Origin of the sequence: Microbacterium sp. LWO12-1.2, from assembly GCF_040675875.1 — a bacterium.
In the GTDB taxonomy this organism is placed as follows: Bacteria; Actinomycetota; Actinomycetes; order Actinomycetales; family Microbacteriaceae; genus Microbacterium.
Map to the genome: position 1 here is coordinate 3078061 of NZ_JBEGII010000001.1, position 23644 is coordinate 3101704.

At 69.1% G+C, this 23644-nt stretch carries 21 protein-coding genes; 10 read left to right on the forward strand and 11 right to left on the reverse strand.

Annotated elements, in window-relative coordinates; translation table 11 throughout:
• Positions 1–77: 77 nt before the first annotated feature.
• From MRBLWO12_RS14745 to MRBLWO12_RS14760, 4 genes are all read right to left on the reverse strand, one after another.
• On the reverse strand, positions 78–518 hold the full coding sequence (locus MRBLWO12_RS14745) for a DUF2871 domain-containing protein (RefSeq protein ID WP_363556748.1): 441 nt from the start codon (positions 516–518) through the stop codon (positions 78–80).
• Between the two features lie 94 nt (positions 519–612).
• Complete coding sequence (locus MRBLWO12_RS14750) at positions 613–1236, reverse strand: response regulator transcription factor (RefSeq protein ID WP_363556750.1); 624 nt, start codon at positions 1234–1236, stop codon at positions 613–615.
• Positions 1233–2546 carry a sensor histidine kinase gene (locus MRBLWO12_RS14755; RefSeq protein ID WP_363556752.1) on the reverse strand — a complete coding sequence of 438 codons (1314 nt, stop codon included), beginning with the start codon at positions 2544–2546 and terminating at the stop codon, positions 1233–1235. The genes MRBLWO12_RS14750 and MRBLWO12_RS14755 overlap by 4 nt, the downstream gene beginning before the upstream one ends.
• The gene (locus MRBLWO12_RS14760; RefSeq protein WP_363556754.1) at positions 2512–4632 is read right to left on the reverse strand and encodes an MMPL family transporter; all 2121 of its coding nucleotides are present in this window, start codon (positions 4630–4632) and stop codon (positions 2512–2514) included. Before MRBLWO12_RS14760 ends, MRBLWO12_RS14755 begins: the two co-directional genes overlap by 35 nt.
• A gap of 201 nt (positions 4633–4833) precedes the next feature.
• On the opposite strand from MRBLWO12_RS14760, the gene MRBLWO12_RS14765 reads away from it, so the two are divergent.
• The 4 genes from MRBLWO12_RS14765 (at position 4834) to MRBLWO12_RS14780 (ending at position 8329) form a co-directional block, all read left to right on the forward strand.
• A complete protein-coding gene (locus MRBLWO12_RS14765; RefSeq protein WP_363556756.1) occupies positions 4834–5820 on the forward strand; it encodes an aldo/keto reductase in 987 nt (328 codons plus the stop codon).
• Between the two features lie 29 nt (positions 5821–5849).
• Positions 5850–6503: an IMPACT family protein gene (locus tag MRBLWO12_RS14770; RefSeq protein ID WP_363556758.1), complete on the forward strand. Its 654-nt coding sequence runs from the start codon at positions 5850–5852 to the stop codon at positions 6501–6503.
• Between the two features lie 198 nt (positions 6504–6701).
• The gene (locus tag MRBLWO12_RS14775; RefSeq protein WP_363556760.1) at positions 6702–7616 is read left to right on the forward strand and encodes a J domain-containing protein; all 915 of its coding nucleotides are present in this window, start codon (positions 6702–6704) and stop codon (positions 7614–7616) included.
• 173 nt (positions 7617–7789) lie between these two features.
• Positions 7790–8329 (forward strand): hypothetical protein, encoded by a 540-nt coding sequence (locus MRBLWO12_RS14780; RefSeq protein ID WP_363556762.1) that lies wholly within the window; start codon positions 7790–7792, stop codon positions 8327–8329.
• Here the strand turns inward: MRBLWO12_RS14780 and MRBLWO12_RS14785 are convergent.
• From MRBLWO12_RS14785 to MRBLWO12_RS14800, 4 genes are read right to left on the reverse strand one after another with little or no spacing between them, the layout of a single operon-like run.
• Positions 8326–9726, reverse strand: a complete 1401-nt coding sequence (locus tag MRBLWO12_RS14785) for a hypothetical protein (RefSeq protein ID WP_363556764.1) — start codon at positions 9724–9726, stop codon at positions 8326–8328. The genes MRBLWO12_RS14780 and MRBLWO12_RS14785 overlap by 4 nt on opposite strands.
• Positions 9723–11021 (reverse strand): CHAT domain-containing protein, encoded by a 1299-nt coding sequence (locus MRBLWO12_RS14790; protein ID WP_363556766.1) that lies wholly within the window; start codon positions 11019–11021, stop codon positions 9723–9725. The genes MRBLWO12_RS14785 and MRBLWO12_RS14790 overlap by 4 nt, the downstream gene beginning before the upstream one ends.
• Positions 11021–12469, reverse strand: a complete 1449-nt coding sequence (locus MRBLWO12_RS14795; RefSeq protein ID WP_363556768.1) for a hypothetical protein — start codon at positions 12467–12469, stop codon at positions 11021–11023. The genes MRBLWO12_RS14790 and MRBLWO12_RS14795 overlap by 1 nt, the downstream gene beginning before the upstream one ends.
• 10 nt (positions 12470–12479) lie before the next feature.
• The gene (locus tag MRBLWO12_RS14800) at positions 12480–13793 is read right to left on the reverse strand and encodes a hypothetical protein (protein ID WP_363556770.1); all 1314 of its coding nucleotides are present in this window, start codon (positions 13791–13793) and stop codon (positions 12480–12482) included.
• Positions 13794–14063: 270 nt separating this feature from the next.
• Here MRBLWO12_RS14800 and MRBLWO12_RS14805 point away from each other — a divergent pair, with 270 nt between their 5' ends.
• The 6 genes from MRBLWO12_RS14805 (at position 14064) to MRBLWO12_RS14830 (ending at position 21323) form a co-directional block, all read left to right on the forward strand.
• The gene (locus MRBLWO12_RS14805; protein ID WP_363556772.1) at positions 14064–15095 is read left to right on the forward strand and encodes a LacI family DNA-binding transcriptional regulator; all 1032 of its coding nucleotides are present in this window, start codon (positions 14064–14066) and stop codon (positions 15093–15095) included.
• Positions 15092–16363, forward strand: coding sequence for a sugar ABC transporter substrate-binding protein (locus MRBLWO12_RS14810; protein WP_363556774.1), 1272 nt, complete (start codon positions 15092–15094; stop codon positions 16361–16363). The genes MRBLWO12_RS14805 and MRBLWO12_RS14810 overlap by 4 nt, the downstream gene beginning before the upstream one ends.
• 4 nt (positions 16364–16367) lie before the next feature.
• Positions 16368–17264, forward strand: coding sequence for a carbohydrate ABC transporter permease (locus MRBLWO12_RS14815; protein ID WP_363556775.1), 897 nt, complete (start codon positions 16368–16370; stop codon positions 17262–17264).
• Positions 17261–18103, forward strand: coding sequence for a carbohydrate ABC transporter permease (locus MRBLWO12_RS14820; protein ID WP_363556777.1), 843 nt, complete (start codon positions 17261–17263; stop codon positions 18101–18103). The genes MRBLWO12_RS14815 and MRBLWO12_RS14820 overlap by 4 nt, the downstream gene beginning before the upstream one ends.
• Positions 18104–18133: 30 nt before the next feature.
• Positions 18134–19123 (forward strand): glycoside hydrolase family 130 protein, encoded by a 990-nt coding sequence (locus MRBLWO12_RS14825; protein WP_363556779.1) that lies wholly within the window; start codon positions 18134–18136, stop codon positions 19121–19123.
• Positions 19124–19283: 160 nt separating this feature from the next.
• Positions 19284–21323, forward strand: coding sequence for a hypothetical protein (locus tag MRBLWO12_RS14830; RefSeq protein ID WP_363556781.1), 2040 nt, complete (start codon positions 19284–19286; stop codon positions 21321–21323).
• Between the two features lie 20 nt (positions 21324–21343).
• On the opposite strand, the gene MRBLWO12_RS14835 is transcribed toward MRBLWO12_RS14830, so the two are convergent.
• The 3 genes from MRBLWO12_RS14835 to MRBLWO12_RS14845 are packed head-to-tail and all read right to left on the reverse strand — an operon-like array spanning position 21344 to position 23468.
• Positions 21344–21709 (reverse strand): nuclear transport factor 2 family protein, encoded by a 366-nt coding sequence (locus MRBLWO12_RS14835; protein ID WP_363556783.1) that lies wholly within the window; start codon positions 21707–21709, stop codon positions 21344–21346.
• 59 nt (positions 21710–21768) lie between these two features.
• Positions 21769–22593 (reverse strand): oxidoreductase, encoded by an 825-nt coding sequence (locus MRBLWO12_RS14840; protein ID WP_363556784.1) that lies wholly within the window; start codon positions 22591–22593, stop codon positions 21769–21771.
• A 53-nt stretch (positions 22594–22646) separates the two neighbouring features.
• Complete coding sequence (locus MRBLWO12_RS14845) at positions 22647–23468, reverse strand: MerR family transcriptional regulator (protein WP_363556786.1); 822 nt, start codon at positions 23466–23468, stop codon at positions 22647–22649.
• Positions 23469–23644 lie beyond the last annotated feature (176 nt).

Sequence of the window (23644 nt, forward strand, 5' to 3'; positions counted from 1 at the left end):
CTGGGCCTTCCGGATGCGGAGAGGCACCCTCTCCCCACGGGAAGGTGCCTCTCCGCGATCGGAGCGAACGGAGGCGATCAGACGACGACGGCGGGGGCTGCGGCCGGGGCTGAGGCGACCAGGCGCGTGCGCAGGGCGAGGAAGAGCAGGATCATCCCGGCGGTGAGGAGTATGTGGCCGAGCCCCGCAATACCGGCGATCATCTTCGACGACTCCAGGCCGAGCACCGTGAGGCACCCGTGCCAGACCATCATCGCGGAGGTCAGTACGAGACCGGCGATGTAGGTCCAGAAGAACCAGCCGAACAGGCGGCTCTGCGACAGCGCGAACTGCTTCTCGAGCAGCAGCACGATCAGCAGCACGACGAACCCGAGCACGAGCAGGTGCGTGTGCACCAGGCCCAGCTGCGTCGAAGCCCCCTCGGGGAAGTCGTTGAGCTTGGTGAACTCCCGGTAGAAGAGTCCGGAGGCGACCCCGGCCACCATGGAGGCGAACGCGGCGTAGAACAGTCTGCGCATCAGATTCCTTTCGATCTGATTCCAGCCTCGGCGTCGCGGGCAGATCCGGGATCCATCGAACGGTGGAGATGCGGATGCGGCCGGGCCGCTGCACTCAGATCAGACCGGACTCACGGGCGATGGCGAGCGCGCGGGCGCGACTGTCGGCACCCAGCTTCTCGAACACGTGCACCAGGTGCGTCTTGACCGTCGCCTCGGTGACGAAGAGGGTCTTCGCGATCTCGCGGTTCGACGACCCGGTGTCGAGCAGGCGCAGCACATCGAGCTCGCGCTCGGTGAGCCGCACCCGCGGCGCCCGCATGACCTGCACGACCCGTTCACTCAGTTCCGGTGTCAGCACGAGCCCTCCCGCGGCGGCCTGCCGGATCGCGCGGACGATGTCTTCCGGAGCGATGTCCTTCAGCAGATATCCCGCCGCTCCGGCCTCGATCGCCCCCAGTATCTCCGCATCCCTGTCGAACGTCGTGAGGATGATGACGGCGGGAGCCGGGTCCTGCGCACGCAGCGCCGCGGTCGTCTGCACCCCGTTCATCCCCTCGCCCAGGCGCAGGTCGCACAGGACGACGTCGGGGTGCAGGTGTCGGGCCAGCGCGATGGCCTCCTCGCCCGAGGCGGCTTCACCGACCACGTCGATGTCGTCACGCCGGTCGAACAACGAGCGCACGCCCGCGCGGACGATCGGATGGTCGTCGACGAGCAGCACGGTCAGCGCGGTCATTCCCTGTCTCCGTCCGCAACGGCCCGCACGGTCGGGATACCGCCGAGCGGGAGATGCGCCGAAAGCGCGGTCCCGTCACCCGGAGCGCTCTCGACATCGAGTCCCCCGCCGAGCTCGCGCAGCCGCGCCCGCATCGAGCGCAGTCCATAGCCGCCGCCATCCGATCCGAGGCCACCGTGTGCGGCCCATCGGGTGGCGTCGAAGCCCCTCCCGTCATCGACGATGTCGAGCCGGACCGTCTCCCCGGCATCGGCCAGCGTGACGACCACCCGCGATGCGCCCGCATGGGACCGCACGTTCGCCAGCGCCGACTGCGCCGTGCGCAGCAGCGCGACCTCGGCGTCGAGCCCCAACGACGGCAGCTGCTCGTCCGCGTGCAGGGTCGTCTCGATCCCCGTCTCATCGGTCAGCCGTTCGAGCATCCTCCCGAGCGCATCGCCGAGAGCGGTCGCCTCGAGCTCGGCGGGCATGAGCGCGTTCACGATGCGCCGGGCATCGGCCATCCCCTCCGTGGCGAGCGCCCCGATCTGCTCGAGCGTCTTCCTCGCCGGGGAGTCTCCGCTCAGCTCGACGGCCGAACGCGCCAGCATCCCGATGGAAGACAGACTCTGCGCCACGGTGTCGTGGATGTCGCGCGACACTCGCGTGCGCTCCGCGCTCGCCCCGGATTCACGCTGCGTGCGCGCGAGCTCATCCTGCAACGCTGCCATCTCCTCCTGTGTCGCGACGAGCGACGCGATCAGGCGTCGCCGTTCGCGCCCGTCACGCACCAGCTCGAGATACCCGCGCGATATCCCGAGTGCGAAGACTCCGCCCACCAGAGGCCCGATCACATTCGCATAGCTCGTCACGCCGGTGTGCAGCAGCGGGGCGGTGATGACCACCGCGAGGATCACCGCACTGAGCGGCACCGCCCAGCGCATCCGCATCACGAAACCGGCGAGCAGCCACAGCGAGAAGGCGAGCCAGACGAACTCCGGCGAGAGTGCGACCGCTCCGAGCCAGATCGCGGTCAGCCCGAGCAACCACCAGGTCGCGAGGCGTCGATCGTCGGTGCGTTCACTCAGCAGCAGCCCTCCGCCGTACCACCCGGCGAAGACGAGCGAGACGGCGACCACGACCGGAAGAGGGATGCCGTCGGATGCCGCCCGCGCCGCCCCGATCACCACGAGCACGGCGGTGATGACGGCCTGCCCGACGCGGATCGATCCGACCAGGCTCGCCCACGTGCGCGGGGAGCGATGCGCGACGGTCGGATCGATGCGGCCGTGCGATTCAGCCCGCGTCTGCGGAGGCGGCGACTGCGGCATCCTCGTATTCTCCTCTGCTCGTCGCCATGCCACGCGGATCGGCACGACGTCGGATGCTCTTCGCCGGCCACCACATCCGATCGCCGACGATCGCGAACAGAGCGGGCACGACGAGCGTGCGGACGACGAAGGTGTCGACGATCACCCCGATCCCGACGATGAGGCCGATCTGCCCCAGCGTCACCAGCGGCAGCAGACCGAGCGCGGCGAACACGGCCGCGAGCACGACGCCCGCACTGGTGATGACCCCTCCGGTCGCCGTCACCGCGGCGACCATCCCCTCGCGCGTGCCGAGCCGGTGGGCCTCTGCCCGCGCACGATGGACGAGGAAGATCGTGTAGTCGATGCCGAGTGCGACCAGGAACAGGAACGACAGCAACGGGACCTGCAGATCGAGGGAATCCCATCCGAACAGCACTCGACTCGCCCAGGTCCCCGCACCGATCGCGGCCAGCGCGCTGAGCATGTTCACCGCGAGGAGCAGAAGAGGCGCGATCAGCGCTCGCAGCAACACGATCAGCACCAGCAGGCTCACCCCGAGCACGAGCGGGACGAGCAGAAGCACGTCGCGCAGGTTGCCCTGCCGCGCATCCAGATCCGCAGCGACGGGGCCGCCCACCAGGGCATCGGCGTGCGGCACCGTCGCCACGGCATCGCGCACCGCCTGAACCAGATCGAGGCTCTCGGTGGTGCCGGGCGCAGGCTCACCGACGACGAGCAGACGGGTGAGCCTGCCGTCGCTGCTCTCCCCCGCCGAGGTCACCCGGAGGATGCCGTCGACGTTCTCCACGGCAGCACTCACCGCAGCGATCTCACCCGTGTCGGCGATGATCGCCATCGGCTGCGCCTCACCGGCGGGGAAGTGCTCCCCGAGCACCGTCAGCCCCGCCGCGGATTCGGATTCCACACGGAACTTCTCCACCTGCGTGAGTCCGACGGATGCTCCGGCGAGACCGCCCGCGAGCACGCCGAGCAACGCCAGACCACCGATCAGCGGGACCCAGGGGCGGCGGGACACCCGACGCGCGACAGGACCCCAGAAGCGTCCGGTCGTCGCAGCATCGCCCACACGCGGGGCGAAGGGCCAGAAGACCCCGCGTCCGCAGACCGCAAGCGCGGGCGGCAGCACCAGCAGCACCGCGGCGAGCGCGATGAGGAGTCCCACCGCTGACGCGATGCCGAGCCCCCGAGTGCCGGGGATCAGCGCCAGGGCGAGAGTCGAGAGCGCGAGCACGACGGTCAGGTTCGAGGCCACGATCGCCGGTGCGGCGCCGCGCCAGGCAGCGACGAGCGCCCGGCGGTGGTCGGTGTCCCGGGCGAGTTCCTCGCGATAGCGGGAGATCAGCAGAAGCGCGTAGTTCGTGCCCGCGCCGAAGACGAGGACGCTCACGATGCCGGAGTCGAACTGCAGCCCCAGCGCGGTCCCGACAGCTGCGGTGGCCTTGTTCGCGAGCTGGTCGGCGAGAGCGACGACCACCAGCGGGATCAGCCACAGCACCGGCGAGCGATACGTGACGATGAGCAGCAGCGCCACGATTCCGAGCGTCACCATCAACAGTGTGAAGTCGGCGCCGTCGAACGCCGACGCGACATCCACCCCGAAGGCGGGGCCACCGGTGACCTGCACGGACACCCCCTCGATCGGATGCTCCGCGAGGCGGTCGCGCAGGCCGTGCACCACCTCCGCAGCCGCGTCATCATCCGGCAGGACGAGTGTCACCGGGATGACAGCGGCCCTGCCGTCCTCGCTGGCGATCGGCTCGCGCGGAGACACCCCGGTCTCCGACTCGATGTCAGCGGTGAGCGCGGCGATCGCCGCTGTCTCTTCCGATGTCAACCGGGCCCCATCATCGCGGGCGGCGACCACGAGCACGGTCTGCTCGTCGGCATCAGGGAAGTCCGCCGCGAGCGCGGCGGCACGGGAGGATTCCGAATCAGGAGGAGCGACATCGTTCCCCGCGGGGAGAGAGGCCCTCCCCAGCGTTCCGAGAAGAGCGACGAGCGCCAGGGAAGCGATGACGAGGGCAACCCATGCGCCCCGCCGGGACGTGAGCCGGAGGGGAAGGGAGCGCAGTGTGCGAAGCATGCGTCCAGTCCATTCCCCCGAGCTCCTGCGCGGATCGGGCGACGGGCTGACACCCGTCTCCACCATTCGATGGATCCGGATACGCGCATCTGCGGTCTGAGGGGTTTCGCCAGGCCCTCCCTCATCGGGGCGCGGGTGTGTAGCGTCTATCGCAAAGCCGTCGGATGACAGATGACCCCGCGGCGCGGAAAGGGATCGCTCATGCACACACGCACTCTCGGTCAGGGGCTCGAGGTCTCGGCCATCGGCCTCGGCGCGATGGGGATGTCGCAGAGCTACGGCCCCAATCCCGGAAGCCGCGACGACATGATCGCGGTGCTGCGCTCGGCACCGGATCACGGCGTCACGTTCTTCGACACGGCTGAGGTCTACGGCCCGTATGTGAACGAGGAGCTCGTGGGCGAGGCGCTGGAGCCGATCCGCGACGACGTCGTCATCGCCACCAAGTTCGGGTGGCGGATCGAGAACGGCGCGAGCGTGGGCCTGGACAGCAGTCCCGCGCAGATCCGGCGCGTGGCCGAGGCATCGCTCCGGAGCCTGCGCACCGACACCATCGACCTCTTCTACCAGCACCGCGTCGACCCTGCCGTTCCGATCGAGGACGTCGCCGGCACCGTCGCCGACCTTATCCGTGAAGGCAAGGTGCGCCACTTCGGGTTGTCGGAGGCGTCGGCCGACACGATCCGCCGCGCTCATGCCGTACAGCCGGTCACCGCACTGCAGAGCGAGTACTCGCTGTGGACGCGCGATCCGGAAGCGGAGGTCCTGCCCGCGCTCGCCGAGCTGGGCATCGGCTTCGTGCCCTTCAGCCCCCTCGGCAAGGGGTTCCTCACGGGCACCGTCGACACGGCTGCGGACTTCGCGTCCGGCGACATCCGCGCGACGATTCCTCGATTCAGTGCGGAGAACCGCTCGGCCAACCAGACGCTGGTCGACCACGTCGCTCAGCTCGCGACGGCCAAGGGCGCGACACCGGGGCAGATCGCGCTCGCCTGGCTGCTGGCCCGCCAGCCCTGGATCGTGCCGATCCCCGGTACACGTCGCACGAGCCGTATCGCCGAGAATGCGGCAAGCACGACCGTCGCGCTCTCCGCCGACGAAGTCGCCGATCTCTCGAGTCTCGCCACACGCGTCGGGGTCAGCGGCGACCGCTACAACCCGCAGCAGATGTCGTTCGTCGACCGGTGAGCTGAAACGGACTGGATATCCTGAGGCGGATGACCTCCGCCCGCACGTACCCCGCGACGATCGCGGCCTCGGTCGAGCACGAGATCAGCATCCGCAAGTCGCGCTTCCTCACACGCATCGAGCCTGTCGGCTCGGTCGAGGAGGCGGAGGCGGTGATCGCCGGCATCCGCAAACGCGCCTGGGACGCGAACCACAACTGCACCGCCATGGTCACCGGGCTGCTCGGCGATCAGGCCCGGTCCTCGGATGACGGCGAGCCCTCGGGCACGGCGGGTGTGCCGATGCTCGAGGTGCTGCGACGACGCGAACTGACCGACGTCGTCGCGGTGGTCACGCGGTACTTCGGCGGGGTGAAGCTCGGCGCCGGCGGGCTCGTGCGGGCATACTCCTCGGCGGTCTCCGAGACGCTCGACCTCGCCGCCCTCGTGCGGCGGGCGGCGCTCACACAGGTGCGCATCGAGGTGGCGCATGCGGATGCCGGTCGCTACGACAACCTCCTGCGCGACTGGGCCACACACCACGACGCGACACTCGGAGAGCCGCAGTACGCCGCCCTCGCCACTCTCGAGCTGTGGGTGCCCGAGGCGGAGATCGCGCGGCTGACGGATGAGCTTGCCGCAGCCTCCGCCGGAGCGGTCACACCCGTGATCGGCGTCGAGCGCATCGTCGACGTGCCGGACTGAGCCCGACCCGTCGCCGCGGCAGCCGCGGTCGCCGTTCACAACTCAGGAAGAACTGTCGCCCCCGCGACCGGCGACCCCGGAATGACGCGGGTCCGCGCTGCCGATGCCTCGGTTCTTGCGGAGTTATGAACACCCGCCTCCGGCGAACCCACAAGCCACGGCGGATATCCTGGATGCCGCGAACCTGGAAGGAGAGCGATGTTCGACAGTCCGCTCTCCGCCTCGGCGTACGAGATCCTCGGCGTGGAAGCCACGGTCGACGACGCCGAGCTGCGGCGCGCGTATCGGCTTCGCCTCCGGCAGACGCACCCCGACACGGGTGGCGACGCCGCCGTGTTCATCCAGGTGCAGCGCGCCTGGGAGCTGGTCGGCACCCCCGACGACCGCGCGGCCTACGACCGGCGCACCGGCGTGGCCACCGACACCACGTGGAGCGGATGGCGGCCGCCGACCGCGCGCGCCGACACCCGACCCCGCGCCCGCTCCTACGGCCACCCCGGCGGCTGGCGGCGCGAGCGCTACCTGGTGCTCATCCGCGAGTGGGCCGGCCGCGGCGTCGAGGTCCCCGACCCGTACGACCCCGCCCTGGTGCGCTCGGCACCGCGCGAGCTGCGTCGCATGCTGGCTGACGCTCTGGCCGAGGAGTCCACCGCCCGCACGGTCTCGGATCTCGGCATGGGGTTCACGGTGTGGCACGACGTGGATGCGGGCAAGGATGCCGACGACAAGCTCGACCACGTGGTGCTGAGCCCTTCCGGCCTGTACGGAATCATGTCCGAGGACTTCGGCGGCGTCGTGGGCTTCCGTCGCGGCGAGATCACCGGCCCGAGCCTCGGTACGCGCGCCCCGGTCACCGGCACGCTCTCGCGCATGCGCGCCGTGGCCCGCGCCGCCCGCGTGCGCTTCGGCGGCGCGATCATCGTGCTCCCCGACGACGACCTCGCCCAGGCAGTGACCCCGCTCGGCACCAGCCGCGGTGTACCCGTCGTCGTGGTGCGCCGCAGCGCGCTGGCGATGGTGCTGCGCCAGGGCGTTCCCGGCGCGCGGGCCATCGGCGGCAACGAGCTCTTCGACGTGCGCACCCGGCTGCAGCAGACCGTCCGATTCGTCTGACCGTCTCTCGCTTCCCCGGTCGCGGCACCTACGCCTGCGCCACCGCCGCCCCGGACCCGACCCCTGAACCGGGGACAGACGTCAAGGTGAACACCTCCCTATACTCCGAGATGACACCGCCGCCACCGCGACGAAGAGCAACGTCGCTGGCGCCAGCATCCGGGAGAGATCGCATGACGGGCACCCGCAGACTCGTACCGCTCTCGGGTGGCGCACTGATCTCACTGGGCGGGCTGACGATCGCGGCAAGTGTTGCGCTCTACCTCATGTCTTACTTCTGGGCGTTTTTCGCGATCCAGGGATGCGGCTTCTTGCTTCTCCTCGTGGGATCGGGCCTCTCCTTCCGGTGGTTTTCGCAACCACGAACGTGGATACTCCTCGTCGCAGGGAGTAGTGGGTGGTTCATCTGCTGGTCGTGGCCCTTCACTTTCGGGCTGCTGATCCCCATCCCGCTCGTCTTCTGGGCAGCGCTATCCTCGATCGCATACCTGGTCGGCACCTTTTTCGCCGTCGAGAGCGGGAAGGCCTCGCAGTGGGCGGCGCTCAGCGTGCTGACGATCGGTTCCTTCGCCTCCACCATCGTCATGGCTTCAGATCGCCTCTATGCGTCGGACTGGACCTATGTCCCGGTGGGCCTCGGTGCGGCTGCGGCCGGCATCTTCCTCGGTGTGGGATCGCTGCGTTCGCAGCCAACAGCTCTCGCTTCCCCCTAGATGATCGCCGGGATGTGCACCGTCGGATCACCGAGCAGCACCACGGCCTGACGATCCCATGCGGTCAGTCGCAGTCGCACCATGCCGCGCGCCGCCGCATCCGGATCGGCGGTGCCTGGGTCGTCGTACTTCGCCGCCTGATCAGCCCAGTCGCGCAGGATGGGCCCGATCCCGGCGTAGTAGTCGGCGAGGATCAGCCCGAGCGGTCGCCCCGAATGGAGGTGATCGGTCAGCCCCGCCACGATGTCGTGCGTGAATCGCTGCTTCGTCGCAGGGTCCCGCAGCGTGACGTCGAAGGTCGGCTCGACGTGGGCGAGCACGCCCCGCACCGGCTTCTCCCTGGCCAGCAGCTGCGCCGGGCCGGGAGCGACGATCGATCCTTGCAGCGCCACCGCGTCCACGATCGACCGCGCCATCGTCCCCTCCTCGAGCAGGTCGCTGTAGCTGCTCTGCCCGTCCGCACCGGCCGAGCAGCAGGCCTGCGAGAACCAGACCGCGCCGGACGGCATCTCGGCCACCAGGTCGTCGATCGGGAGCGTGTTCTTGTCGCGATCCACAGGCAGCCCGAGGGTGCGGGTCATCTCGGCCTGATCGAGCGGCGTGGCGCCGTGGCTCGAAGTCACGACCAGCGTCGGGCGGGCGCGCAAGGCCTTCAGCAACAGGTCGCCGGTGGCGTCGGCATCCTTCAGGCTCTGCACCTTCATGCGCGGGTCGGTGAGATCCGCGACCAGCGGCTCGGCGAGGGCTGTCTTCATGAGCCGGGTGATGTCGCGGGATCCGTGGTCGACCGCCCAGACCGCCGCCGTTCCACCGGCAGGTGGCGCCGCATCCCATCCGTCAGGTCCATCCAGCATCGCGTCGACGTAGCGCGCGAAGTCGTCTCCGGCGAACGGCAGGCGCCCGACCGCGTGGCGCAGCGCGAAGGCGTACTGCACCTCCCACGGGATCGCCGAGGGAGGAGCCGCGATCAGCACGTAACGCGGCAGCCTCTCGATCCCGGTCCCGAACGACGTGAGGCCGATCCGCAGATCGCTCGCACGTCCGTCCGGGTAGTAGCGCCGCACCCTGGTGGCGCCGTGCGCGGGTCGCCAGCGCAGCACGACCGTGTTCTTCCTGGCAGAGAGCAGGCGACGCAGCGAGGGGGCGAGGTCGGCGCCGGTCACCTTCGCCTTCGTCCACTCGCCGGCATCGTCATCCGGAACGAGGATGCCGTAGCCGACGTCCTCATGCGCCCACTGCGTCGGGTCCGCCGGTGCCTCCAGATCGAGCGGTTCCTGCGCCCCTCCGAGCGGCGCCGCCCCCCACGCGAGTCCCCCCTCGGCGATGCGCCCGCTCGCACGCTTCCCCGCCCACGCATCGATCTGGATGCTGCGCGGGAGAGCCACGTGGGAGGTCATGCCTCCACCTCGCTGAGCGCCTTCCGCAGTCGCGTGATCTCCTTCGTCACGGTCACGATGATCTCCTTCGGCGTCGACCGCGGATCCAGGGTCTTCGCGAACAGCTCGTACTCCGCCAGCCGATCCCGCAGGGCCGCGCGCTCTCGCGCGTGCGAGTCGACTGCCGCCGGCGTGTACACGAGCAGGTGTTCCTGCAGCACGTACAGCACCGGATCCGACCAGCCGTCCTCGCGAGCAGGAGCACCCCCTGCAGCAGCCAGGCGCGGCGCGGTCAACGCCGGCGCCCACTCGATCCGGTGATGCGAAGAGCCGTCGGCGGCCGCCGCGGCGGCGACCATGGCCAGCAGCTCCGGATACACCCGCGCGCAGAACGCATCGGTCGCCGAGAGGTCGACGACGCGGCGCATGCCGATGACGGCGGGAACGCCGCTGTTGACGAGCTCGTGCGCGATCGAGGGTGCGGCCGCGGCGTTCGCGGTCTCGCACGCCGCCAGCACGACGAGCCAGGGGTCCTCGCTCTTCAGCGCTGCCGCCACCATGTCGACCGACACCGCGACCCTGCCCGTCTTCGCCCGTGACAGGAAGTCCCTGCGGGTGGCGAACGAGAGCCCCATGACACCGGGCGCTGCATAGCCGCCGTGGCACAGCACATGGAGCAGGTGAGGTCGGGCGGCCGCGATCTGCCGAACGACCGCGACCGGATCGGTGGCGATCGTCTCGACCGTGATCCCCGGATCGGCGAGCTCCTTCACACGCGCAGCGACCGCCGGATCGCCGGTGATCACATGCACGCCCACCTGCAGCCCCTGAACGCGCGCCGCGACGATCGCGGTCGCGAGCGCATCGAGCTGCGGCACGCCGTCACGCTCGGCGGCCGAGAGCACCGCGACGATGCGGAACGGTGGCTCGAAGGTCCGCTGACCGACCTCGTGCACACGGCGGGCGACGCGCGCGATCGGCCAGCGTGCGTCGAGAGCGACGAAGCCGCGCGGTTCGACGTACAACTGCTCCCACGGCAGCGCGTCGGCGGCCGGCGACGCGAGGCGGAAGTAGATGGTCGAGGGCTCGGTGTCGGCATCCACTCCGAGGGCCTGATCGATCGCCTGCTTCGTCGGACGGTGCCGGCCGAGCAGCCGGGCCAGTTCCTCACCCCTCGCCTTCGCGTCGGCTCCCTGCAGTGGCTTGATGACCACTCGTCTGGGCACATCCATGTCTTCGATCTCCACCGACGATTTGAACAACGAGACCATCGCCGAGGCCTTGTCCACCGGGTTGAACGCGACGATCATGCCCATCAGGTGCCTCCGAGGTGCCGCTGCACCAGGCTCTGGATGTCGGCGAGCGCCTGGCCGGTCGCAGTCTCGTGCGTCTGCGCGGCCGGGGTCTCCTCCGACGATGCGCGGGAGATCATCTCAGCCTGACGCGTCTCGATGAACCGCGATGCCGACGCCGCCCAGCGCGGCACCTCCACGAGCTCCTCGTAGGATCCGGACCCTGCCAGTTCCGGGAGCGAGGTCGAGGGCGGCGGAAGGGGCGGTGGCATCCGGGAGGCGGATGCCGCCGGCACCCCAGGAAGCAGGATCGCCCGCAGCAGCGGCGCCTCCGCCCCGGCCTGGTCGGGCTCAGCAGTCGGTGCGTCCAGCGCATCGACGATCGCCTCAGGTTGCAGGTAACCGAACCACGACGGATCGCTGGGCAGCTGCCGCTCCTCCCTGCTCGCAAGGAACGAATGGATGTCGGCGAGCGCCGTGGCGTCGGGGTCCTGACGGATCGAGCTGAACAGGGTCGGCCCCGGCCGCAGCTGCCCGAGGCGGTCGGCCACCATCCGCGCGCCCACGTCGACACGACGCGGCTCCGGGGAGGCGACCGACACAGTCGAGGCCCCGAGCATGTCGGCCAGGAACCAGAGGTCGTCCGCATCGACGGAACCGCGGAGGTCGACCGCATCCGGTCCCGGATGCCCCGCAACGGCGAGCATCGAGCGCTCGGCGCTGGCGATCCCGACCGCGGCCACGTGCACCGCCGAGACGGCGCGGTCGGCGAGCTCTCCGGTGATCCACTCCATCCAGAGCAACCGAGGATCCTCATCCGACTCGAGGGAACGCAGGCCCGGCACCGAGCGCGGACCCCGCGTGATGCGCACGGCCGTCGTCGGCGCATGTGCCGGATCATGGAGTGTGACGGATGCCGGCAGCCGCTCGTCCCGCAGAAGTACAGCGGCGCTCGCATCCGGGAAGAGCTCGATCGCGACGCCGGGGATGCGCTCGTCGAGAGCCTGCGCCAGCGCCCGCGCGTGCGCAGCACCCCACCGTGCACGCGGCGGCTGGGTCACGATCACCGCGATGCGATGCATCCGCCCCAGCCGCACCGACACCGGCAGATGGTCAGGAACACGGATGACGGGGATGCGGATGCGTTCACCCAGCTGCTCCCAGGGCGCTGCGCCGAGGTAACCGTAGGGCGGTTCGAGACGCAGCCACAGCGCCGATTCGGCCCGCAGCTCCGCCCCCATCGTGTCCTCCACCGCGCGGCTCAGCGCCGACGGCATCCGCAGGCGCCCCTGCACGTCGGCCGAGACATCCAGGCCGAAGTCCTCCAGGCGATCTGTGCGCTCCCAGAAGGTCTGCTCCTGCCCATCGATGAACCCGGCGAGCCGCGACCGCACCTGCGGGGTACGCTCGCTCAGGTCGAGTGCGACGTGGAGTGCCGCGAGCTTCCATTTCCACATGATCTGGTCGGCCACGGCTGTTGCCTCATCTCGCGGTAAGCGTGTGCAGCAGCCACCAGGTGATCGGCTTGTTCACGTCGCCGTGGCCGCCGATGGCTTTCTCCCCGTCGACCACGCCTCCCCCGTCGACCGCCACGATCCCGCCGTCGAGCTCATACCGTTCCCCTGCGGCGAGCGCGGGCCTCGTGGCGAACGCGACCCCCTTCGGCCCGTAGCCGCCGAGCGCACCGTAGGTGTCGGTATCGCCGATGGCCGCCGCGTTGAACTCACCCAGGTTGTCGCCGCGGACGAAGAGGTGGAACACCTCGTGCAGGGGAAAGTCGTGGCGTGAGAAGGTGTGCATGATCGGACGCTCGACCCGCTCCGGCACGTTCGCGTATCCCCCCTTCCGGCCGGTCTCGGCCACCTTCTTCGCGAAGCACCAGCGGTTCACGGCGGGCTGCAGCAGGAGAAGCGAATGCACGGATCTGCTGAGCTTCGTCCGAGCGATCGCGGAGAGCAGCACCCGGGCGCCGTAGGAATGGCCGATGAGGTGCAACCGCGCCGTGCTCTCGAGCAGGTCGGCCAGCACAGGCCCGACGCCGTGTCTGCCGACCAGGCCGGCGCGGGACTTGATCTTCCACACGCTCGCCAAGCGGAGGATCGTGCGTGGGTCGAAGCCACCCCCGGCGATCACGAATCGCTCCCCATCGCTGTCGGGTGCGTTCTCGTCGATGACCCCGGCGATGCCGTCATCGTCATACGGTTCGACGTTGCCGTCGAGCGCTGCCCACGCCATCAGGATCTGATTCAGATCGGGCGGTCCCATCGATGTCTCGTCCCGATCCTTCCAGAGACCGGACACGAGACCCGCCGCCTGACGAGCCTCGCTCTCATCGAGCAGCTCGACACCGTCGAGGAGCTCCGTCAGCGCGGCGCGGTTCTCGGCAGGGAGCGAGTCGCCGACCTCGTCGAGGAGTACCTCGATACTCCCCTCAGCCATATCGTCGGCCCCCTCGGTCGCCGCGATCACGGGCCCTTCCTCAGACTGCTTCACGAACCATGTCGATGGCCAGATGATGCCGATCAGCACGGGGCGGTAGTCATCGGGCACCGGGATCCCGAGCTCCTCGCGCTGAGCGATGTAGCCCTGGATGAACTTCGTGTACTCCCTCTTCGCATCGGCGAACACGTTGTTCCAGCCGTGCGAGAACACGTACACGTCGGTCGCACTCCGCGCGCGCTCGACAGCCATCGCCGCGGTCTGTCGACTGAGCAACGTGCCGTCCTTGCTGAACCGCAGCAGAAACAGGTCGACGTTGCTGCCATCAGGCAGCTCGATCTGGACAGGACCGATCATGGCAATCCCCGTTTCTGAGGCGCGTGACCCCAGCGTCACACCCCAATGCGACAAGTGTCGACCCTCTGGGGGCCGCTGTCCAGACCATGTTTTGGGCGCACGAGAAGCAGCACGTCGACGGGCACCCGCGATGGGGGTTGACGTCCCCCAGGATGCCCAGTCCCCTACACCTGGGGGACCTCGGCAACCCCATTGACTTCCGCTATCAAACCGGTTTACGCTCGCTGCCGTACCCCCGCTCTGAACGGGGTCTTTCCACGAGGAGGTGGCATGAGCCGCACGACGATCGCCGATGTCGCTCGCGAGGCCGGCGTGACCAAGGCCACGGTCTCGCACGCGCTGAGCGGCAATCGCCCCATCTCGGAAGAGACAAGGGCGAAGGTGCTGGCTGCGGCCGCGAAGCTGAACTGGGTGCCGAGTCAGAGCGCCAGAGCCCTCGCCACCCGCCGTGCCAACGCGGTCGCCGTCGTACTCGCTCGAGATCCCGAGGTCATCGCCAACGACTCGTTCTTCCCCGCCTTCATCGCCGGGGTCGAGTCGGTGCTGTCCGAGACCGAGACCGCGCTGATCCTGCAGGTCGTGCCCGACAGGGATGCCGAGGAGCGCGCCTACCGCGCACTCACCCATGGCCGCGCCGACGGTGCCCTGCTGCTCGACCTGCGCGACGACGACTGGCGCGTGCCGTTCCTCGACGATCTCGCTCTTCCGACCGTGCTGGTCGGTGCATACGAGCAGCCCACCGCGTTCTCGTGCGTCCGCACCGATGACGCCGCGCCGGTCCGCGAGATCATCGCGCACCTGCGTGCCGCGGGCCATGAACGAATCGCCCACGTCTCCGGCCCCCTCGACTACGTGCACTCCCGCGCACGCGCCGACGCCTACATCGACACGATCGGCGACGACACTCTGCTGCGCGAGGGCGACTTCACTGCCGCCAGCGGTCGCGCCCTCACCGAGGAGCTGCTCGCCCTCCCCCAGCGTCCGACCGCCATCGTCTACTCGAACGACACCATGGCGATCGCCGGCCTCTCGTTCGCCCGCTCGCAGGGCCTCGTCATCCCCGACGACCTCGCGATCTCCGGATTCGACGACGATCACCTGTCGGCGCATCTGTCCCCGGCGCTCACCAGCGTCTCATCCGACCCCGCGGCCCGAGGCCGCGCCGCCGCCCGCCTGCTGCGGGCAGACATCCTCGGAGCGCACCCGCGCACCGAGATCGTCGACTGCAACGTCGTGCACTTCCGCGAGAGCACGGCCGCACCGTCGGCCGCATCACCCACTGTGTCGAGGAGGACACCATGAAGAAGATCCGTGCAGCCGCGCTCATCGGCGCCGTCGCGCTCGTCGCCACCGGATGCTCCGCCGGAGGCGGTGGAGAAGGTGACACCGGTGCCGCCGAAGGCACCGGCCCCATCAACGTCTGGCTCTCCAACAACGAGCAGGAGGTCGCCTGGGGCACCGCCGTCGTCGAGGCGTGGAACGCCGAGCACCCCGACGAGAAGGTGACCGCGCAGGAGATCCCCGCCGGCTCCTCATCGGAGGAGGCCATCACCGCCGCCATCACCGCCGGCACCGCACCGTGCCTGGTCTACAACGTGGCTCCGGCCGCCGTCTCCGGCTGGGTCAAGCAGGGCGGGCTCGTCGACCTCAGCACCTTCGAGGGCGGCAGCGACTACATCACCGAACGCAGCGGCTCGGTCGACGCCTACGCGACAGACAAGAGCTTCTACCAGCTGCCGTGGAAGTCGAACCCCGTCATGGTCATGTACAACAAGGCCCTGTTCGAGGCGGCGGGCATCGACCCCGAAGACCCGCAGATGAACACCTACGACGCGTTCCTCGAGGGCTCCCGCGCCATCGTCGAGTCCGGCGTGCAGAGCGCGATCTGGCCGGCACCGACCAGCGAGTTCTACCAGCCCTGGTTCGACTTCTACCCGCTCTACCTGGCCGAGACCGACGGCACCATGCTCGTGGAAGATGGAAAGTCGACGTTCGACTCGGATGCCGGCCGCGAGGTCGCCGAGTTCTGGAAGACGTTCTACGACGAGAAGCTCGCGCCGAACGAAGCATCGACGGACGACGCGATGTCGGCCGGCACCACTGCCATGCAGCTCGCCGGCCCCTGGGCGATCCCGTCGTACGCCGACACGGTCGACGTCGGCTTCATGCCGGTGCCGACGAGTGACGGCCGCGAGAACCCGATCACGTTCGCGGACTCCAAGAGCGTCTCGATGTTCACGGCCTGCGAGAACCAGGCCACGGCGTGGGAGTTCCTGCAGTTCTCGACGAGCGTCGAGAGCGACGGCGAACTGCTCGAGCAGACCGGACAGATGCCGATGCGCACCGACCTGACCGAGACCTACGGCGACTACTTCGACGCGAACCCGAACTACGTCGCGTTCGCGGAGCAGGCCGAGGCGACCGCCGATGTGCCCAGCATCCCCAACTCGGTCGAAGCCTGGCAGGCCTTCCGCGACGAGTACTCCGCCGCGGTGATCTTCGGCAAGAACTCGATCGACGACTTCCTCGCGAACGCGGCGGAGAAGATCGACAAGCTCGTCGCCGAGTGACGCCGTGACCGACAACCGGCGGTTGCGCACCCGATGGCTGGGTGCGCAACCGATCGGCGGCCTCTTCACGCTGCCGTACTTCGTGTTCGTGATCGCGATCTTCGCCTACCCGCTCGCGTTCGCGGTCTACATCGCCTTCCACGACTACTTCTTCACGGCACCCAACGTCGAGGTCGACCGCCCATTCGTGGGCTTCGACAACTTCGTCACGGTGCTCACGGACCCGCGGGTGCTGGACGCGTTCCGCAACACCCTCGTGTTCCTCGTGATCAACGTGCCGCTCACCGCGGTGCTGTCTCTCGTGCTCGCCGCCGCGCTGAACACCGGCATCCGCTGGGTCGCCGCGTACCGCGTGGCGTTCTACGTGCCGTACCTGACTGCGAGCGTCTCGCTCGTGGGCGTGTGGATGCTGCTGTTCTCGGGCAACGGCCTGATCAACACCGTTCTCGGTCCACTGGCTCCCGACCCCTCGTGGCTCGTGAACAGCGGACTGGCGATGCCGATGATCGCGCTGTACGTGACCTGGAAGCAGCTGGGGTTCTACATCCTGCTGTACCTGGCCGCGCTGCAGAACGTGCCCAAGGAGCTCTACGAGTCGGCCGAGACCGACGGCGCAGGCGCCCTCAAGCGCTTCCTGCACGTCACCATCCCCGGGGTGCGCAACGCGACCACGCTCGTGCTGATCCTCTCGATCATCACCGGAGCCAATCTCTTCACCGAGCCGTACCTGCTCACCAACGGCGGCGGCCCCGATGGCGCCTCCTCCACCCCGGTGCTGCTCATCTACCAGCTGGGCATCCAGCAGCAGAACCCCGACACGGCCGCGGCGATCGGCATGATCCTCGTGATCCTGGTCGGGATGCTGTCGCTGGCCGCCAACCGCGCAACCAGGGAGCGATGATGAAACGCCGACGTTCACTGCCCCGCATCCTGAGCATCATCCTGCTCACGGTCGCGGCGATCGGGTTCGCCTTCCCGTTCTACTTCATGCTGGTCGGAGCGTTCCAGGAGAACCCGACGAACTCGCCGAGCGAACTGCTGCCCACCGGCGGCTGGACGGTCGACAACTTCATCGCGATCGATTCGCGCATCGACCTGATGGGCTCGCTGCTCAACTCGCTGATCTTCACGGCGGGCGTCCTGCTGGGCACGGTCGTGTTCGGACTGCTGGCCGGCTATGCGATCGCCCGCCTCGACTTCCGCGGACGCGGCGTGGTGTGGGTGCTCATGCTGCTCGTGCAGATGGTGCCGTTCCAGCTGCTGATGATCCCGCTCTACGTGCAGATCACCCGCAACTACGGCCTGGGCGACTCGTACATGGGCATGATCCTGCCGTTCCTGATCAACACGACGGCGGTGTTCATCTTCGTGCAGTTCTTCAAGGCCCTGCCCGTGGAGATCTTCGAGGCCGCCCGCATCGACGGGGCGGGCGAGATCCGTCTGCTCACCTCGGTGGCCATCCCGCTGATCCGTCCCGTGCTGGTGACGGTGGTGCTGGTCACCTTCATCGGCCCCTGGAACGAGTTCCTGTGGCCGTTCCTGATCACGAAGGATGCGACGCTGCAACCGCTCGCCGTCTCCCTCGCGAACTACATCTCCAACGTCGCGCAGTCCACCGCGAACCCCAACGGGGCGATCCTCGCGGGTGCCACAGCGCTCGCGTTCCCCGTCGTCATCCTGTTCGTCGTCTTCCAGCGCTTCTTCACCGCCACCGACCTCGGCGCGGCCGTCAAAGGCTGATCGCACACCGTCTAGCCAGAAAGGGCATCCATGTTCACCGGAGCATCCTTCCCCCTCGGACCGTTCACGCCCCACGAGGGCAACCCGATCCTGCGCCCCCGTGGCGCGAGCTGGGAGTCCGCGAACCTCTACAACCCCGCCGCGATCGTCGACGGCGACGAGGTCGTGCTCCTCTTCCGCGCCCACGCGGAGGACATCATCTCGCACATCGGCATCGCCCGATCGCGGGACGGCGTCACCTTCACCCGCGAGGATGCACCGATCCTCTCCCCCTCGGAGGACTACGAGCGGTTCGGCTGCGAAGACCCGCGCATCGCCCTGATCGACGGCACCTACTACCTCACCTACACGGGCTGGGACCGCCGCAGCGCACAGCTGTGCCTGGCCACCTCGACCGACCTGCGCACCTGGACCAAGCACGGTCCGCTGTTCGACGACTTCGACACGTTCAAGACCATGGATCCGCGCGGGTTCAACTGGTCGAAGGCCGGGGTCATCGTGCCGCAGCAGATGCACGGCAAATGGTGGATGTACTTCGGAGAGGGCGCGATCTACTGGGCCACCAGCGACGACCTCATCCACTGGACGCCGGGCACCCCCGACACCGAGCCGATGTACACACCGACGCAGGGCACCTGGGACGAGGCCCTGGTCGAGATCGGCACCTCACCCGTCGTGACCGACAACGGGCTCCTGCTCTTCCTCACCAACGGCGCCACCCGCGTGGTGCACGACGACGGCACCGTAGACGTCGACTACCGCTGCGGACAGATCGCGATCGATCCGGATGAGCCCACCAGGGTGATCGCCCGGATGCAGGAGCCGTGGCTGCGCCCGCAGAGCTTCGAGGACATGCACGGTCTGGTCTCCAACGTGACCTTCGTGGAGGGTCTCGTGAAGTTCCAGGACAAGTGGTTCGCGTACTACGGGCAGTCCGACACGACCCTGGCCGTCGCCATCCACGATCCGGCCGAGCCGTGGGGTCGCGCGCTGCGCGAGTCCGGTTCCTCCGGCGACTGACCCCGGCCCGACGGATCACGGAGGCTTGGACGGTTCGCGGAGGAATCACCGTGCTCTCCTCCGTGATCCGTCATCCGTTCCGCGATCCGTCGCGTCGACACCCACCCACCCCACCCCCACATCCACCTCTGATCCACCGACCGCACGAAGAAGTGACGACATGGACACCTCACGACGCTCATTCCTGACCATCGCGGCGACGGCATCCGCCCTCGCCCTCCTCCCCGTCGACGCCGCCGTCGGCGCGACGACCGCCGCCCCCGGCGTGCCCGGTGCACTGCCTCTCGAGGCATCCCGGCGCGCTCGTCTGACGAACCTCGCGCACCTGCGCTTCCTCCTGACGGAGGTGCCCGTCGCGCCGAGCGACACGCACACGACGTTCGGCATCGACACCCGGCCGACCGTGCGCGCACCCTGGACCTACGCAGACACGGATGGGGCCGGCGGCTTCCGTCCCGTCGGCGGCGGCACCCGCGATGCGGTGACCGGGTACTGGACCCAGGGCGCCTACAACGCCGATGACATCGCCCGTGCGGCGATCGTGTTCCTGCGCGACTGGAAGGCGAGCGGCGAGACGCAGAGCCGCGATGAGGCGCGCGACGTGCTGCGTTCGCTCGCGTTCCTGCAGACCACGACCGGTCCGAACGCCGGACGCGTCGTCCTGTGGCAGCAGGAAGACGGCACCCTGAACCCGAGCGCGATCCCCGTCGAGCTGCCCGACCCCTCCGACTCCGCCGAGTCGTACTGGCTCGCCCGCAGCGTGTGGGCGTTCGGCGAAGGGTATGCCGCATTCCGGCGCGAGGATGCCGAGTTCGCGAAGTTCCTGCTCACCCGCCTGCACCTGTGCCTCGACGCCCTCGGCAAGGAATCGCTCTCGCGAGCGGGTCAGTGGGTGCGCAGCGACGGCCGGAAGCTCCCCGCCTGGCTGATCGCCGGAGGAGCGGATGCCACGGCTGAGGCCATGCTCGGCCTGGCCGCTGCGGCAGAAGCCGGTGACTCCCGCAGTCGTGGTGCGCTGCAGACCTACGGCGAGGGTGTGGCCGCGATGGCCACGGATCCTTCGAAGGGCTGGCCGTTCGGCGCCGTGCTGCCGTGGACCGGTTCGCTCGGCTTCTGGCACGCATGGGGCGCAGCCGCGCCGGAGGCCCTCGCCCGCGCCGGCTCGCTGCTGCGCCGCCGCGACTGGACCGCCTCCGCGATCGCCGATGCCGGACGCTTCACGCCGCAGGTGCTCGCCTCTGGTGGTCCGCACAACGCGTGGGCTCCGCTGCCTGCCGAGGCGCAGATCGCCTACGGCGCGCACGGCCGCGTGGCCGGAGCACTGCAGGCCGCCGCCGTGGGTGGCGAAGGTCTGCGCGCGCTGGCGGGTCTCGCCGCCGGCTGGTTCTTCGGCGCGAACACCGCGGGCGTCCCCGTGTACGACCCGGCGACCGGCGTCACCTTCGACGGCGTCGAGACCGACGGACGCGTGAACCGGAACTCCGGCGCGGAGTCCACGATCCACGGACTCCTCACGATGCTGCTGCTCGACGCCCACCGCGACGTCGCCGACATCGCGACCTCGATCACCGGACTCCAGTCGTTCTCGGGACTGCGGGTGATCGATGCCGAGACCGCGCGCCGATCGACCGGTGCCGTGGTCGAGACCCCGGCGGGTGGCGCCTGGACCGGCGAGGGCAACCTCTCCGGCGGCGCATACGTGCGTCTGGCGAAGGGCGAGTGGGTCGAGTTCGACGTCACCGAAGCCGGTGGCATTCTGCACGGACTCATCTGGCGTCAGGCCGCGGATGCCGGAGACGCGGTGTGGGAAGTGTTCCGCGGCCGCCGCAAGGTCTGGAGCACGAAGACCCCGGCCGGCGGCACGGGCGATCGAGGATTGACCGAGGCTGACGGGATGCTGGCGCCCCAGTTGCTCGGCGGCGACCTGCCGGATTCCGCGGTGACCGTGCGCTGCACGAGCCGGGGCGACGTGCGGCTCGATGCACTCGTCATCCAGCCCCGCATCGTGAACGCGGTGTACACGACCACGGCGGGAACGGCGGTGCTCTATGCCAACGGCACGCGAGCCGAACAGCGGGTTCCGGCACTCGGCCGCGGGAACGGTCGGGCCTACGACGCCGACGGTTCCCCGCGGGGCCAGGCCGTGCAGGGCGGCAAGGTGCGGGTGCGCGGAACGGGCTTCACGATCACCCGGGGCTGAGGCCGGTCACGACGACGGGCTCACGGCGCGATCACCAGGTCGTCGATGAGCCCGTCGCGCAGCGTGAAGCGGTACCGGAGTTCGACGATGCCCCCGGGGAAGTCTCCCTCCAAGCGGGCGACGACGACCCATCGGTCGGCACCCTCGTGACGCTGCCCGATGAAGGTCGTCGTGTAGGTGAACTCCGATGCGACGGTGGTGAGCCATGCGCGGATGGCGTCACTTCCCCGATAGTCGATGCCGTCGTCACGGACGTGCGCCTCGGAGCCGAAGACCTCGATCGCGGACGCACGCCGGAGGCGATCGTCCTGTGCGCTCAGATAGCCGGCGATGGCCGACGGGAGCTCGGCGAGCTGGAACGGGCTGAGGTCGTGGGATTCGGTCATGGTGTTCTCCTTCTTCTGGGTGATGGTTCGGCTGGGGAGGATGGTTCGGATGAGTCGGTTCAGACGGTCTTGATGGTTCCGCCGTCCACGACGAGCTCGGTCCCGACGATCGACGCCGCAGCATCCGAGACCAGGAACCCGACCGCCTCGGCGATCTCATCGGGGTCGGCGAAGCGTCCGAGGGGCACTCCGCCCAGCAGGTCGAAGATCTTCTGCTCGCCTTCTTCCGGCGAGAGGCCCTCCGCCTGAGCCAGCCGCAGTGCGAGAGCGGACTTGCTCTCGTTCTCGATGCCGCCCGGCGAGACCATGTTGACGCGCACTCCACGCGGAGCGAGTTCGTTCGCGAGTCCCTTGCTGTACGTGCGAAGCGCCGCCTTGGCTGCGGCATACGCGAGCGTGCCGTCGTGGATCGGCATCCGCGCCTGGATCGAACCCACATGCACGATCGCTCCCCGGTCTGTGGCTGCGCTCAATGCGGGGACCAGCGCACGGTCGATACGGACCGCCGTGAGGAGGTTGATCTCGAGCTCCCTCTGCCAGTCCGCATCCGTCAGCGCGGCATGACCTCCGGCGGGCGCGCTGGAGCCACCGACGACGTGCACGAGAATGTCCAGTCCGCCGGCCTCGGCGACAGCGTCGGCGAGGAGGCCAGGTGCCTCCGCTGCGGTGGCGTCGAGGAGGAGGAGACGAGCAGGCAGTGCTGTCGGAGGCGCCGAGCGCCCCGCTGCCCAGACGTCCGCACCGGCAGCGGCGAGCCGTCGCACGACGGCAGCGCCGAGCCCGCGAGTGCCGCCGACGACGAGGGCGCGGGAGCCGACGAGTGCGAGGGCGGGAGGGTAACCGGCCCCTGGGTCCGGTCGTGAAGGGGGTGTGTTCTCCTGCATGCCTCCACACTGAGCCTTCCCCTCGGGGGAAGGTCAAGCGGTGACGGCATCCGTCATCGGAACACGCGGAAGATCGGCCATCCGATGTCGATGACGCAGTGCTGATCGATGCCGGGGAAGCCCTGGATGTAGGTCTCACGCACGGGAGCATCGATGCGGAGTTCGTGCCGCGCGACGTGCGCGCCCAGCGCCGCGTAGACCTGAGGGACCAGCGCGTCGGACCCTTCGTGCCGTGCGACCGCGAGTTCGACGGCCGGAAGGACCAGCACCTCTGCACCGGAGCGGAGGGCGTGCTCATCGAAGCCGTTCTGGATCGCGAAGTACAGGGTCGCGGTTCCTCGGCCGTCGACGAGCAGGTCATCCGGCCATACGCCGCCGAACGAACCGATCGCGTCAGGGTCGGCGCTGTCGGCGATGCCCTGCAGTGTCGACACGGATCGGCGGAACCACGTGCCGAGGTCGCGCAGGTCGATGCACTCGCGGATCGCCACCACACGGGTCTCCGCGACGCTGCGATGGACGATCTCCGGTTGAGGACGAGGCCGCTCCAGCATCGCTCTCAGGCTCTCGACGGCCGCTCTGGTCTCTTCGAGCTTGTCCTCCATCCGCGCGAGATGATCCGAGATCAGCTCGGCGCGCAGCTCGACGTCGGGCGTCGAGACCACCTCGCGGATCACCTCGACCGGCACATCTAGGGTGCGCAGGGTGCGCACCGTCTGAGCATCCGGGATCTGTTCCGGGGTGTACAGCCGGTAGCCGTTGTGGTCGTCGACATGGGCAGGCACGAGCACACCGTTGCGGTGATAGAAGCGGAGCGCCTTGGCGGTCAGGCGCACGGCTCGCGAGAAGTCGCCGATCGTCATCAGGGAAGCCACAGTCACGATTATGTCGTCCGTGGAAGGTGCCGGGCCCGGACGGATCGCGGAGGTCGTGACGGATCGCGGAGAGATCGCCGCAGATTCTTCCGCGATCCGTCATCCTCTCCGTGATTCGTCACCGGATCCCGGGCCGGATGACGGGAAGGATGACGGCGGATGACACGCCCACCGGC